This window comes from Bacillus sp. AR13-1, assembly GCF_008042285.1.
Taxonomy (GTDB): Bacteria; Bacillota; Bacilli; order Bacillales; family Bacillaceae_G; genus Bacillus_A; species Bacillus_A mycoides.
Genome location: NZ_QNUA01000001.1, coordinates 70,881 through 83,583 on the forward strand (window position 1 = coordinate 70,881; position 12,703 = coordinate 83,583).

Consider the following 12,703-nt stretch of genomic DNA (forward strand, 5'->3'; position numbering starts at 1 on the left):
TTCGCTAGCTTTTACACGTTTTCCGGTAAAAGATTCTCCATCATTATATTGCCCTTTCCACTATAAAAATTTGTATTATGTTCATTCACTACTCCAAAATAGGAGGCAATCGCTAGTCCAAATGGCACAAATGCATGTCCTTGTGCTGTAATAATATTTGCGTGCTGTACAACTTCTGTATACACAAAATTTTCTACTGGAAAACAATCTAATTTTTGATAATCTATGGTCACTGTATAAGAGATTTCTTTTAGTAAACCTGCCCTTGCTAACGCATACGGTCCAGCACAAATCGCTGCCACTAATTTTCCTTGCTCAGAAAATTGACGAATAACTGAAAAAAGCAGTTTCGCCTCTTTCATATGTATTTCATCTCCGCCCGGAATGATAATCCCCTCATATTCTTCTACACGCACTTCACTTAATTCTATATGCGGCTGTACTTGTAAGCCTGTTTCACTTATAATCATTTCTTTTGTTAAACCCGCTGTAATGATTTCATATTTCTTTTTCAGCAATGCTGTTGCTACCGTTATTTCAAACTCTGCAAATGTCGGGTATACGAATAATAATATTTTTTTCATAGCCTTTTCTCCCTTAGCCACCCTATAAAATATGCCTCTAATTCGTCCACTGATAATATATTAGTGTCCACATAAGTTACGGGAAATTGTTTATACCATTCTTTTTCAACTTCTACTAATTTAAATTGTTCCTCAAATGTACTTCGATTTCTTGTCCTATCATTATTTCTCCTATCATACAAACTCTCTTTCGAAACATCTAAATAAAAAATTGCATCCGAACGGCATTCTCTTAATTTATACAATTCATCTTTTAATTCTGTTTCTATACCCCACTCTTTCCCTATCATCTTCGGATAAAAGAGTGTATAAAATTCAATATCTTCTGGTCCACGATCAAAAATCACGACTGAGCTTTTCACATTTTGAAACTCTTTTATTTTTGCTTCAATAAACATTTTTTGATTTGTAATAAACCCCTCTTTTGAGTTCATATCTAAATGTAATTCTTTTCTTTTTTCTACAATTGGATATGGATTTTCGTATATAATTGAAAGCTCATATTGCTCTAACCTTTTTGCCAATGTTGTTTTCCCACTTGCCATCGGTCCTTGGAGTGAAATTACGTATGTCATCCCTCTCATTCCCTTGTACTGTATTACATAAATAATAAACAGAATTTTGAAAACTATCAACAAGATATATATCATCTTGTTTCTTATTCTTATCTAACTTATAATAAAAAATAGAGATTATGACGGACGCAAAATAATGTAAGCTTGGAAATCCAAGCTTACATTATTTTTTGCTTTCCCTTTTCTTATAAAAAGAGTATACTAGATTAGAACGTATGTTCTTAATAATTACATACAGTAAGGAGATAGAACAATGGTATACGACACAAAAGCAATTTCTTGGAATGCATCTTTAAAACAACTTCAACGCCGCTATACAAACAAACAAGTTGACCGAAAAGAATTTGAAGATATTGAACTGATGGAATTCTTCCGCGATAACGACTACATTCCTTTACCTACACATATAAGCGGCCTATCAACAACACGTTTTACTTCTTACTCTATTTTCACAACTGAAGATAAAGATCGTAAAGTTGGCACACTCATCATTGAATATGTAGAAAATGACAATGATATTTTATGTGTTGAACAACTATACTTCGTTTAAATCACAACGCTTGGTCAAAATGATCAAGCGTTCTTGCTTTCTATGAATCTCATTGCTTATAATATAAATAAAATACAAAATATTGCTTTCGTTAAAGGAGGGCATACAATTGCTTGAAGGATGGTTTAGTTGGTTTATAGTCGTTTGGACTGTTGTATTATTAGGGCTTATGTCCATTGGTGGATATTTCATGTTCAGAAAATTCCTAAAACGGTTGCCAAAAGAAGACGGTATGTCCATTTTGGATTGGGAAGATCACTATATTAATAAAACAAGACACTTATGGGCTGACGAACAAAAACAATTGTTAGAAGAACTAGTAAGTCCCGTTCCGGAATTATTTCGCGATGTTGCTAAGTCAAAAATTGCCGGTAAAATTGGGGAACTTGCAATAAAGGAAAACGCTCCAAAAATTACACAAGATTTAATCATACAAGGATATATCGTTGCCACACCGAAGCGCGATCATAAATTTTTAATTAAGAAACTACAAGAAAAAGAGATTGATTATTCTAACTATAAAACTTTACTTGCAAAGTAAGCCCATTATTCCTTATAAAAAAGATTGCTATTTTATAGCAATCTTTTTTATAAGCTCAACTTACAGTTACTGATTTTGTAGCAATTAATCTCGCTTTCGCTAAATCTATCTGTAACCCTACAGCACTCGTATAAATCGTATCACCAGTACCTGTAATATTTACAGAGGTATATGTTGTATTCGCAGCAATTCATCCTGTTGCATTTATATTTGCAATATTAGATTCGGCTCAAGACACTTAAGCTAAGCGAAATTTCGTCATTAACATTCCACTTTCATGTTGTATCAGTACCATCAAGTGGAGTAATTGTTAATGAAGGAACGTCTCCTATACGATCCAACCTAATCTAACTTAGCCACCAATTACCGGTGATAAAACTTCAAACCAAATAGTATTCCTTATATCGGTCCATTCATAACGTCAAACTTAAATTGCTTCTTCGATGGTCGACAATTTATACATCACAACTAGAATTGAGGAAGTTACCTTTCAGTGATTAACAAAAAACAACGTCTAATCAGACGTTGTTTCTTTATACATATAACACTCTTTACGTTAACTTCATATCTTTTTCATTATAAAAACCGTCTTCTTTTTCCATTTCCTTCTGTAATTTCGTAAAGGAACGGTACATTGCAATTCTCCATGACACAATCATCGCGAACGCCAGTAAGAAGAACATGCCACTAAGTTGTCCTAAATCAAGAGATTGGCTTAAGTATGTTTTAAATACAATCCGCACGACAAGTAATCCAATTAGTATAAAAACAAATGCTTTTGAACGCTTCAAATAAATCTCTTGTCCTCTAATTTCAAATTTAGATGTTTTAATAAGAAAAATAGAGAAAAACAAACCGACGCCAATTGCTTCTAACATTTCTGCTGGAGTTAATCGAAATTCAGGAAAAACAAACATCAACGCTCCCGTGCTCATAAAAAATGGGGGAAGTATAATTTTTTTCAATGTTGCAGGTTTCTTAGCTGCTTTTAAACGAATAAACATCGCACCGACAGCCATACAAACAGCAACGATACTTGATAACAGAACTATGTTCATATTTTCTCATCCTTTTTTGTGGCTATATGCAAAATATAATTTTATTATATGCTTTTCCGTTAGTATTTCCAACATTTTCACAGAATAATACTAAAAACCGGTAAAACCACCAAATAAACTTGAGAAATATACGATAATTTTCGTCATCCAGTTAAAATATAGGAAGATACCCATGACAATCATAACGTATCCTCCAATCTTCATGAATTTCATACTATTTCTTTTAATCCAAGACATTTTCGTAATAAAGAATGAAAGTAGGAAAAACGGGATAGCAAATCCAAGTATGTAAGCAATCATATAAATCATTGCCGATTCTGGATTTGTTGCAGCTAATCCAATTACAGACACTAATATAGGTCCAGTACAAGGTGTCCATCCAGCAGCAAAAGCCAATCCAATTAAAACTGAACCAAAATAACCACTCGGACGATTTTTAAACGTAAATTTACGGTCTTGCATTAAAAACTTCGGCTTAAATACACCGACAATAATAAGACCAAACACGATGATAAATATACCGCCTAACTGTCTAATTAAATCTTTATAATTTGTAAAGATGCCTCCAATAAAACTTGTACCAAATCCAATTGCAATAAAAATAATTGAAAAACCAAGTAAGAAAAACGCTGTATGTATCATACTTCTTTTGCGAAGCATTGCATTTTCTTCTTTCAATTCAGAAACCGACATACCTGTTATGTATGATAAAAATGCCGGATAAAGCGGTAAGCAACATGGGGATATAAATGATAAGAACCCAGCTCCAAACGCTAAAAAAATACTAATATCTTGCATTATTCCACTCCTCTCCTCTTCAATATTGTAGCAAAAACAATTGAAAATACTATGGACATTTCATGAATTCACTTTTCCAACATGACAATAAGAAAAACTACCCTTTCACACATTTTCTAATAAAACGTTTTCATTCCCTTCTATTATATAGAAAAATCTCAATTGAATTATGAAACTCTTTCTAATTGTTACTAACATAACAAAGGTTCCACAGTTTCTCAAATGATTAGCACATTACAATTGACTTCACACCTATTGGCCTTAAAAAATTTTTTTCAAATGCTGTCTTTATACAACATAAAGCTGATTTTACAATACTTTAATTATTATTAATTTCAAGATTATGCATAAATATCATACTTTTATTATTATTCTATAAAATTTTGCACTTTTCTTTCATTTGACCCTTCATTTTTAATTTTGTATACTTCCCTCTAGTTATATATGTCCGTTACGGAACAATTTCATATAGATGGGAGGAATTTTTCATGCTTCGTTATTCTCTTTTAGTTTTATTAGGAGCGTGTAGTTATGGGGTTTTAGCTATTTTTGTTAAACTTGCATATGCAGAAGGGTTTTCACTTGGAGAGGTAATTGGTAGCCAGTATTTGTTCGGTTGGATTATTTTACTTGCTATTACACTTCTATTTTCTAGACATCGTGTTCCACTAAAACAAATGTTAATTTTATTCGTCGCAGGAACGTCTGCAAGTTTTACTGGAATTTTTTATTACGCTTCTTTAAAAACTGTACCAGCTTCTATTGCAATTATACTTTTATTCCAGTTCGTTTGGGTTGGAATTATCATTGAAGCAGTCGCAACAAAAACATTACCTTCAAGAGAAAAAGTTATTTCAGTAATCTTCTTACTTGCAGGTACATTTTTATCAAGTGGGTTATTAGAAACATCAGCTGGTGATTTCGATACGACTGGAATCATTTTAGGCTTATTATCTGCTATTACATTTGCAACATACATTTTCGTAAGCGGGAAAGTTGCCGTTGAAGTACCTTCTTTACCACGTGGTGTCCTTTTAATGGCTGGCGCTTTAACTTTAGTCATGATCGTATTCCCGCCAACATTTATTTTTAACGGGGCGATCTCTCAAGGCCTTTGGAAATACGGCTTAGGATTAGGAATATTTAGTATCGTTATTCCGTCCATTGCCTTTACAATTGGCATTCCAAAAATCGGTTCTGGATTAGCAACTATTCTTGGTGCAGCAGAACTACCAGTTACAACTATTATGTCTGTATTCGTTTTAAAAGAAGCTGTACTATCTTCACAATGGTTCGGTGTATCACTTATTTTAATCGGTATCGCAATCCCGCAAATTGCATACGCAATGCGTGGGCGTTATCGAAAACAGCATACTCATAAAAAAGTTGCAGCATAAAACGCGAGAGGATTTTCATTTGAGAATCCTCTCTTTTATTATTGTATAATTAATACAAATACTTCACTTAAGAAAGAGGGCATAATAAGTGGCATCTATTCCTGATCAATTAACAGAAAAACTTATTTCCATTCGTCGGCATTTACATGAAAATCCAGAACTATCATACGAAGAATTTGAAACGACAAAAGCGATAAAAAATTGGTTAGACGAGGCCAATATCACTATTATTGATTCCAATTTAGAAACAGGAGTTATCGCTGAAATTTCTGGTAATAAAAACGGACCAGTTGTAGCGCTTCGTGCTGATATCGATGCCCTTCCTATCCAGGAAGAAACTGACCTTCCATACACTTCAAAAATACAAGGTAAAATGCATGCTTGTGGGCATGATTTTCATACAGCTGCTGTATTGGGTGCGGCTTACTTATTAAAAGAAAAAGAAGCTTCTCTTAATGGAATTGTCCGCCTTATATTCCAGCCAGCTGAAGAAAGTAGTAATGGTGCTTGCAAAGTTATTGAAGCTGGGCATTTACGTGGCGTGCAAGCTATTTTCGGTATGCATAATAAACCTGATTTACCAGTAGGTACAATCGGTATTAAAGATGGGCCACTAATGGCCGGAGTTGATCGATTTGAAATTGAAATCCATGGTGTTGGTACACATGCAGCTGTGCCTGATGCCGGCGTCGATCCTATCGTTGCATCATCTCAAATCGTTATGGCACTTCAAACGATTGTAAGCCGAAATATTAGTTCTTCTCATAACGCTGTCGTAAGTGTAACAAACATTCATTCAGGGAATACGTGGAACGTTATTCCCGAAAAAGCAATATTAGAAGGAACTGTCCGTACATTCCAAGCTGAAACACGTGAAAAGATTCCGGCATTAATGAAACGTATCATTAATGGCGTTTCTGATGCATTAGGTGTAAAAACAGAATTCCGATTTTATCCCGGTCCTCCTGCTGTTCAAAACGATAAAGTACTCACTGATTTTTCTATTCATATTGCAGAGAAAATGAATCTAAACGTTATCTCTCCTACACCATCAATGGCAGGAGAAGACTTTTCTTTTTACCAACAAGAAATACCAGGTTCATTCGTCTTTATGGGAACAAGTGGTACACATGAATGGCATCATCCAGCTTTTACAGTAGATGAAAAAGCATTGCCTATTAGCGCAGAGTATTTCGCCCTATTAGCCGAAGAAGCTATTCATCAATTATTACAAACAAAAAGCCGTTAAGTTACCCTTAACGGCTTTTTGTTTATGCTGTTAAATCTCGTTTTATAAATACAGTATAGGAAACCCCTAAAAATACAGCTAAGTATAGAAGAAGCATACAAGAAGCAAATGGGAATGTTACTCCATCAATAAAGCTTCCACCCTTTAAAAGCCCATATAAATCTGTATTCGCTGGTAATAAATATTTCGCCCATTCATATCTTGCTGCCGGAATTAGCGCTATTCCCCCTGATAATGCAAGAAATAAAGAAATCCCGATTGCACCTCCGCTCGATCTCGTTAAAACGGAAATCATAAAGGCAAATGCAGCATACACAAGAGTTGGTAACCAAGATAAAATATAATATTTACTTGCTTCTACGAAAATATTTTGTTTTATTATATTTCCATTTTGAACGACAAATTCAGCCCAAGCTGGTTGTTGGAATTTATAAATAATCAACCCGCATAATACGGAAAAAATCATATTAAATATAAATAATAATGCCGCAAATATAACGATTGCCAAAAACTTAGATGTTAAAATTTTAAATCGGCTCGCTGGACGAATTGTTAAAAATTTATATGTTCCCCAGCTATATTCATTCGCAAAAATCGTACTCGCATATACGAGAATAAACGGAAGTAAAATTGGAAATACGATAAAACCTGTATCTCTCATAAATGAAAGCGGAGAACTACTTGCTGGCGCTGTATTCGTATCTAAATGCTTCATTTTAAGCTGGTATTCCTTTACAAGCTCGTCTCCTGACTTTTCTGTTAAAATATCCTCTTTTTTCATGCCGAGCTTTTTCTCAATTTCTACAGTGCGTTCTGTATAATCCGCTTTCCACCCTTTTGTTTCTGGCTCTAAATATTTTACCGTAACCCATCCTAATCCAATAATTAATACCGCAATAACTGAAAAAGGAATAATCGTTCGCTTTCGCTTAAATATTTTATACAGCTCGTTATAAACTAAATTAAACAATATCTTTTCCTCCTGTTAATTCTAAAAACTGCTCTTCTAGCGTTTTTCTTTCTTCATATACACGATAAACTTGAATGTTTTTCTCCATCAATGTACGAAGAATATTTGGAACTTCTTCATCTTTCACGTTTATAATTAATTCGTTTTCTTTTACTAAAACATCGTATTCTAAAACCTCTGCCGCTTTATTCGCATCATCTACACGTATATGTATTTCTTCTTTTTCTTCCTTTTTATCACTTTGAATATTTTGTGTTGCGACATATTCTCCATGCTGAATAATAATAACCCTGTCACACATTAATTCAACTTCTGAGAGTAAGTGACTAGAAACAAGAACAGCTTTTCCTTGTTCATGCGCAATTTTCTTTATGTACATCCGCATTTCATGTATACCACTAGGATCTAATCCGTTCGTCGGTTCGTCTAGTATTAATACATCTGGATTATGTATAAGTGCCTGAGCAATTCCTAAACGCTGTCTCATACCAAGTGAATATGCTTTTACTTTACGGTCAATTACTTGTCCCATTCCTAACAATTGCACTACTTCATCGATACGCTCTTCAGTCACATTCCCATTCATTCGTCCGAAATATGTTAAATTTTCATAGCCGCTTAAGAAAGGATAAAATTCTGGTGTCTCAATTACAGCACCAATTTTCGCAGCGGTTTTTTCAAATTGCTGTTTTACAGATTGACCAGCAATCCATACTTCTCCTTCTGTCATACGAATCATTCCGACCATCATTCGCATTAATGTCGTTTTTCCAGCACCATTTGGTCCTAATAAGCCAACTACTTCACCTTTTTTCACTTCAAAACTAATATTTTCTACTAACGTCTTTGAACCAATTCGCTTTGTTAATCGATCAACTTTTACGATCGCTTGCTCATTTATCATTCCATACAACCTTTCTTCTTAACTCTTTTTTTCAGTTCTTCCCACTGTATCATGATTAATAACATGTGTAAAATGAAGAAAAAGCCATGATTTCTCATGCCTTTCTCCTCGTTTCATATGACTTTTCATCCTTTAACCTTTGTGTAAACCTACAACATTTCCACATTGATATTATAATGACAGTTATCATAACAACTGCTGTTATCACTACCGCATACATCGTAATCGGTGCATTGGTTATCCCTTGGATTCCTACTGCTTTCATAAAAATAATAATAAATAATTTCAAAAATAACATACCATGAATTAATCCGAAAACAAAAGCTCCTCCGTAAGTTAATAATTGCTCCTGACATAATAAACATAACATTTCTTTTCTTGTCATCTTCACTACTTCATACGATTTAAACTCCTCTCTTCTTACCCGTAAAAGAGAGGTTGTCATTTTATATGTAACGAAAATACACACAAAAACTATAAATAGAAACATAGCATAAAACCACTTTACAAATATAGGTGTATATTCCGCTTTACTTATTACAGCTTCATTGAATCGGAATGATATCATAAAAAAACAAATCATTGTATTCATAGCAATCCACATAAATTGTTTTAACCTTTGGGCAGCAAATGTTTGTATATTTTTTCTCGCTAACCGAAATAAAGACATAATTTCCCCCTACCTTGCTTCATAACATACGCATTCTATACTACTAGTGTATAAAAATATGACATTTTAAACATCGCACTTCAATCGGAATCTTTACTAAGCCTTTAGTCCTAGAAACCACGCATATTGATCTCCTTAGCATTGAATAAAAAACAAAAAACGGAAATGCACTTTAGTTACATTTCCGTTTTTTGTTTAACGAGGTGAATCTTTATATAACTTAATTATCATGACTATCCTGTAACTTCATCAACTATTCAGCCTTCGCATCTTCCACTTCAATCCTCTTTTTCTCTCTTGCAATTTTCAAAAACTCTAACAACTCTGGATTGTTATTCATTTTTTTATAAGCCACTGACATTTCTGCAACAAAATTAGAATCACATAACTCTTTATATACAACTTCTGTTCTATACAATTTATTTGCGGATACAGGTATTACCGTAATTCCAATACCTGCCGCTACAAGCCCCATAACAGTTTGATACTCCGTTGCTTCTTGTACAATGTGCGGACTAAAACCTACATCACGGCAAAGCGATAAAATTGTATCATATAACGCTGGCCATACTGGTCTCGTAATAAATACGAACGGTTCATCCCTTAAATCTTCGATATGTATTTCGTCCTTTTCAGCAAGAGGATGTGCCTTCGGTAAACATAACGTACATGAAAGTTTTTGAATTGGTTCTAACTCAAGTAATTGCGTTGGAATTGGCGGACGTAAAAATCCAATATCAATTCGATTATCATGAAGTGCATGCACCTGATCCGGTGTGGACAATTCATGTAATGCTACAGACACTCTCGGAAATTTCTTTCTATACTCTCTGACGATTGACGGTAAAATATCATATATCGCCGCACCTACAAAACCAATTGAAAGTGATCCAACTTCTCCCCTTTGAGCACTTTGTGCAACTTCTACTGCTTTTTCAATTTGTTCAAACGCTTTTTTTACTTCTTTTAAAAACATTTCTCCTGCTTCTGTTAATTCAACCTTTCTCTTCGTTCTTGAAAATAACATAACTCCCATTTCTTTTTCTAATTGCTGAATTTGTTGACTAAGCGGTGGTTGTGTCATTTGTAAACGAGCAGCTGCTCGTCCAAAGTGTAATTCCTCTGCCACTACAACAAAATATTGCAAATGCCGTAATTCCATTTTGGACACCCTTTTCACTTTCGATTAATACATCTAATATATTAATAACATATAATTTATATATTAGACAAATATTTCGAATGAACGTATAGTAGAAATTGTTAATTCTTTTTTACAATTTTTATGTAAAAAACAAAGAGGTGGTTACTGTATGAAATGGTGGAAGTTAAGCGGACAAATTTTATTATTATTTTGTTTCGCTTGGACAGGTGAATGGATTGCAAAACAGGCACACCTCCCAGTTCCAGGAAGTATAATCGGTATTTTTTTATTGTTAATCTCATTAAAATTTAATATAGTGAAAAAAGAATGGATACAAGACGGTGCAGACTTTTTATTAAAAGAACTTATTTTATTTTTCATCCCTTCTGCAGTCGCTGTCATTCGTTACAAAGATACATTATCACAATATGGAATCGATCTCATTTTAATTATCGTGATTAGTACACTTTGTGTTACTCTCGTAACAGGACTTTTAACAGAATTGCTATTAAAGCGGAAAGGATCAACACAATGATCGGCTTTCTTTGTTTACTATTAACACTATTCACATATTGGGTATCTAAAAAAATGTATCAACGCTGGAATTGGAGTCTGCTTTCTCCCCTTCTTGTATGCCCAATCATTTTAATAGCTTTATTACTTGGATTAGATACACCATACGAAACCTACGAATCTGGTAGTCATTGGCTAACAGAATTATTAAAACCTGCAACAGTTGCTTTCGCATGGCCAATCTATAAACATTTTGATCTATTAAAAAAACACGGCACTGCTATTTTAATTAATGTCATTGTCGGTTCTTTTCTATCTGTTATTACTTCCGCACTACTAGCTAATTTTTTTCAAATTGACTCTACAATAGAACAAAGTTTAGCACCGCACATTGTAACAACACCTATTGCAATGGCTATTTCAGAAATGATTGGCGGCATGTCACAATTAACAGCAGTTTTCGTTGTATTAACTGCCTTAACTGGAGCGTTATTCGGTCCTACACTCATACGCATATGCCGTATTAAAACAGCGCTCGCAAAAGGTATAATGCTAGGTACTAGCGCGAATGGGACCGGAACATCAAAAGCATTTGAAATCGGTCCTGTAGAAGGTACAATTGCAAGTTTATCAATGCTTTTAACAGCTGGAGCTAGTTTAGTTATCGTTCCACTTTTCTTATCTTGGATACACTAAAAAAGCAAGTATTTACACACTTGCTTTTTTATTTACATATCGGTATATTAGCTCGTAATCCTCTGGAAAAGCTAATGATAATTTTCCAACTTCATGTATCCCTTTCCAATCAATCTCATGTATTAACTCATCCGGATCTTGGATTTTCATATTACCGCCTATTTTTTTAACAAAGTAATAATGAACATACACCGGAATCCCGTATGTAATACCTTCTTTTTCGTATATTTTATTTACAACCTCCACATTGTAGCCTGTTTCCTCCCAAACTTCCCTGATACAACATTCTTCTAGTGTTTCTCCCTTTTCAAGTCCTCCACTTGGGACAGACCACCTTTTTTCTTCCCCTTCTTTTCCTTGCAATACCATTAAAATTTCATTTCTTTCATTCATACAAATAGCTGCCGTACCTATCCATCTCTCCATATACATCCCTCCCCTACTAAAATTCACCTTCTTTTTTATTTCCCCTTTGAAAAAAAAGAGGAAATAAGTAAAAAGATGCCGAAAGTTTACATCAACTTCATGAGCAGTCCCTTCTTAGAAATTCAAACCGGAAGGATGAAATTATGATTTCTAAATATGTTGTGGAATGTGTTTTTTGTGAAGAAAACCGAAAACCTCGGCAATCCATTGTCACAGTGCCTGCTACTTCTCAGCTACTAGCCATTCAAAAAGTACGAGCTGAATGTAAACGTCGCTTCGGAAAAACTTTATTATTGCAAACAGAAATTAAAGAAGACTTACTCATTGAACAAAAAGAAAGCTGACCATAAATTGGCCAGCTTTCTTATCCGATCATATTTTCACATGAAGATTAGGGGCATCCTCTTTAAGGATCGGGATTTACCCATTATGTGCGTTCCATAATGGTCATCGAACAATATATTTCTATACAATAAACTATTGAATAGAATAGGGCAAAACTTGTTCGCATTTTTAGAAAAGGGATAGGGATATAATTCAAGTAATACTTCGAATACTCGAACTTTATACTCATTATATTAAAGCAAATCCTTTTATATGAGAAATATGAATTACTTACATAATTCAT

At 34.0% G+C, this 12,703-nt stretch carries 16 protein-coding genes; 7 read left to right on the top strand and 9 right to left on the bottom strand.

Annotated features, from left to right (window positions below):
• Window positions 1–11: 11 nt before the first annotated feature.
• Both DN408_RS00385 and DN408_RS00390 read right to left on the bottom strand, forming a co-directional pair.
• Window positions 12–584 carry a DJ-1/PfpI family protein gene (locus tag DN408_RS00385; protein ID WP_002167821.1) on the bottom strand — a complete coding sequence of 191 codons (573 nt, stop codon included), beginning with the start codon at window positions 582–584 and terminating at the stop codon, window positions 12–14.
• Window positions 581–1,159 carry an AAA family ATPase gene (locus DN408_RS00390; RefSeq protein WP_002128548.1) on the bottom strand — a complete coding sequence of 193 codons (579 nt, stop codon included), beginning with the start codon at window positions 1,157–1,159 and terminating at the stop codon, window positions 581–583. The genes DN408_RS00385 and DN408_RS00390 overlap by 4 nt, the downstream gene beginning before the upstream one ends.
• Window positions 1,160–1,412: 253 nt before the next feature.
• Between DN408_RS00390 and DN408_RS00400 the strand changes: the two genes are divergently transcribed.
• The gene (locus DN408_RS00400; RefSeq protein ID WP_002033506.1) at window positions 1,413–1,709 is read left to right on the top strand and encodes a hypothetical protein; all 297 of its coding nucleotides are present in this window, start codon (window positions 1,413–1,415) and stop codon (window positions 1,707–1,709) included.
• 109 nt (window positions 1,710–1,818) lie between these two features.
• Window positions 1,819–2,250 carry a DUF2621 domain-containing protein gene (locus DN408_RS00405; RefSeq protein ID WP_002142746.1) on the top strand — a complete coding sequence of 144 codons (432 nt, stop codon included), beginning with the start codon at window positions 1,819–1,821 and terminating at the stop codon, window positions 2,248–2,250.
• A 551-nt stretch (window positions 2,251–2,801) separates the two neighbouring features.
• Here the strand turns inward: DN408_RS00405 and DN408_RS00410 are convergent.
• The gene (locus DN408_RS00410; RefSeq protein WP_002014224.1) at window positions 2,802–3,308 is read right to left on the bottom strand and encodes a CcdC family protein; all 507 of its coding nucleotides are present in this window, start codon (window positions 3,306–3,308) and stop codon (window positions 2,802–2,804) included.
• 90 nt (window positions 3,309–3,398) lie between these two features.
• Window positions 3,399–4,106: a cytochrome c-type biogenesis protein CcdA gene (ccdA, locus tag DN408_RS00415; protein ID WP_033729854.1), complete on the bottom strand. Its 708-nt coding sequence runs from the start codon at window positions 4,104–4,106 to the stop codon at window positions 3,399–3,401.
• A 488-nt stretch (window positions 4,107–4,594) separates the two neighbouring features.
• Between ccdA and DN408_RS00425 the strand changes: the two genes are divergently transcribed.
• The gene (locus DN408_RS00425; RefSeq protein WP_002128551.1) at window positions 4,595–5,503 is read left to right on the top strand and encodes an EamA family transporter; all 909 of its coding nucleotides are present in this window, start codon (window positions 4,595–4,597) and stop codon (window positions 5,501–5,503) included.
• A gap of 88 nt (window positions 5,504–5,591) precedes the next feature.
• Window positions 5,592–6,752: a M20 peptidase aminoacylase family protein gene (locus tag DN408_RS00430; protein ID WP_002128552.1), complete on the top strand. Its 1,161-nt coding sequence runs from the start codon at window positions 5,592–5,594 to the stop codon at window positions 6,750–6,752.
• Between the two features lie 22 nt (window positions 6,753–6,774).
• On the opposite strand, the gene DN408_RS00435 is transcribed toward DN408_RS00430, so the two are convergent.
• The 4 genes from DN408_RS00435 to alsR form a co-directional block, all read right to left on the bottom strand.
• The gene (locus DN408_RS00435) at window positions 6,775–7,722 is read right to left on the bottom strand and encodes an ABC transporter permease (RefSeq protein ID WP_147739913.1); all 948 of its coding nucleotides are present in this window, start codon (window positions 7,720–7,722) and stop codon (window positions 6,775–6,777) included.
• Complete coding sequence (locus tag DN408_RS00440; RefSeq protein ID WP_050000637.1) at window positions 7,715–8,626, bottom strand: ABC transporter ATP-binding protein; 912 nt, start codon at window positions 8,624–8,626, stop codon at window positions 7,715–7,717. Before DN408_RS00440 ends, DN408_RS00435 begins: the two co-directional genes overlap by 8 nt.
• Window positions 8,627–8,720: 94 nt before the next feature.
• Window positions 8,721–9,296, bottom strand: coding sequence for an FtsX-like permease family protein (locus DN408_RS00445; RefSeq protein ID WP_002128556.1), 576 nt, complete (start codon window positions 9,294–9,296; stop codon window positions 8,721–8,723).
• Window positions 9,297–9,549: 253 nt separating this feature from the next.
• Window positions 9,550–10,458 carry an acetoin biosynthesis transcriptional regulator AlsR gene (gene alsR / locus DN408_RS00450; protein ID WP_002128558.1) on the bottom strand — a complete coding sequence of 303 codons (909 nt, stop codon included), beginning with the start codon at window positions 10,456–10,458 and terminating at the stop codon, window positions 9,550–9,552.
• Window positions 10,459–10,609: 151 nt separating this feature from the next.
• On the opposite strand from alsR, the gene DN408_RS00455 reads away from it, so the two are divergent.
• Together DN408_RS00455 and DN408_RS00460 are read left to right on the top strand one after the other, a co-directional pair.
• Window positions 10,610–10,975: a CidA/LrgA family holin-like protein gene (locus DN408_RS00455; protein ID WP_000872360.1), complete on the top strand. Its 366-nt coding sequence runs from the start codon at window positions 10,610–10,612 to the stop codon at window positions 10,973–10,975.
• Window positions 10,972–11,649, top strand: a complete 678-nt coding sequence (locus DN408_RS00460; RefSeq protein WP_002137763.1) for an LrgB family protein — start codon at window positions 10,972–10,974, stop codon at window positions 11,647–11,649. The genes DN408_RS00455 and DN408_RS00460 overlap by 4 nt, the downstream gene beginning before the upstream one ends.
• A gap of 12 nt (window positions 11,650–11,661) precedes the next feature.
• On the opposite strand, the gene DN408_RS00465 is transcribed toward DN408_RS00460, so the two are convergent.
• On the bottom strand, window positions 11,662–12,075 hold the full coding sequence (locus tag DN408_RS00465) for an NUDIX hydrolase (RefSeq protein ID WP_002137764.1): 414 nt from the start codon (window positions 12,073–12,075) through the stop codon (window positions 11,662–11,664).
• 143 nt (window positions 12,076–12,218) lie between these two features.
• Here DN408_RS00465 and DN408_RS00470 point away from each other — a divergent pair, with 143 nt between their 5' ends.
• Complete coding sequence (locus tag DN408_RS00470) at window positions 12,219–12,419, top strand: DUF3903 domain-containing protein (RefSeq protein ID WP_002167816.1); 201 nt, start codon at window positions 12,219–12,221, stop codon at window positions 12,417–12,419.
• Window positions 12,420–12,703 lie beyond the last annotated feature (284 nt).

What these genes read in the sequence shown, in the direction of transcription:
- DN408_RS00460 (WP_002137763.1), top strand. Translation starts at nt 10,972, where the DNA reads ATGATCGGCTTTCTTTGTTTACTATTAACACTATTCACATATTGGGTA.
- DN408_RS00465 (WP_002137764.1), bottom strand. Translation starts at nt 12,075, where the DNA reads ATGGAGAGATGGATAGGTACGGCAGCTATTTGTATGAATGAAAGAAAT.
- DN408_RS00470 (WP_002167816.1), top strand. Translation starts at nt 12,219, where the DNA reads ATGATTTCTAAATATGTTGTGGAATGTGTTTTTTGTGAAGAAAACCGA.
- DN408_RS00410 (WP_002014224.1), bottom strand. Translation starts at nt 3,308, where the DNA reads ATGAACATAGTTCTGTTATCAAGTATCGTTGCTGTTTGTATGGCTGTC.
- DN408_RS00440 (WP_050000637.1), bottom strand. Translation starts at nt 8,626, where the DNA reads ATGATAAATGAGCAAGCGATCGTAAAAGTTGATCGATTAACAAAGCGA.
- DN408_RS00425 (WP_002128551.1), top strand. Translation starts at nt 4,595, where the DNA reads ATGCTTCGTTATTCTCTTTTAGTTTTATTAGGAGCGTGTAGTTATGGG.
- DN408_RS00385 (WP_002167821.1), bottom strand. Translation starts at nt 584, where the DNA reads ATGAAAAAAATATTATTATTCGTATACCCGACATTTGCAGAGTTTGAA.
- alsR (WP_002128558.1), bottom strand. Translation starts at nt 10,458, where the DNA reads ATGGAATTACGGCATTTGCAATATTTTGTTGTAGTGGCAGAGGAATTA.
- ccdA (WP_033729854.1), bottom strand. Translation starts at nt 4,106, where the DNA reads ATGCAAGATATTAGTATTTTTTTAGCGTTTGGAGCTGGGTTCTTATCA.
- DN408_RS00445 (WP_002128556.1), bottom strand. Translation starts at nt 9,296, where the DNA reads ATGTCTTTATTTCGGTTAGCGAGAAAAAATATACAAACATTTGCTGCC.
- DN408_RS00455 (WP_000872360.1), top strand. Translation starts at nt 10,610, where the DNA reads ATGAAATGGTGGAAGTTAAGCGGACAAATTTTATTATTATTTTGTTTC.
- DN408_RS00400 (WP_002033506.1), top strand. Translation starts at nt 1,413, where the DNA reads ATGGTATACGACACAAAAGCAATTTCTTGGAATGCATCTTTAAAACAA.
- DN408_RS00390 (WP_002128548.1), bottom strand. Translation starts at nt 1,159, where the DNA reads ATGACATACGTAATTTCACTCCAAGGACCGATGGCAAGTGGGAAAACA.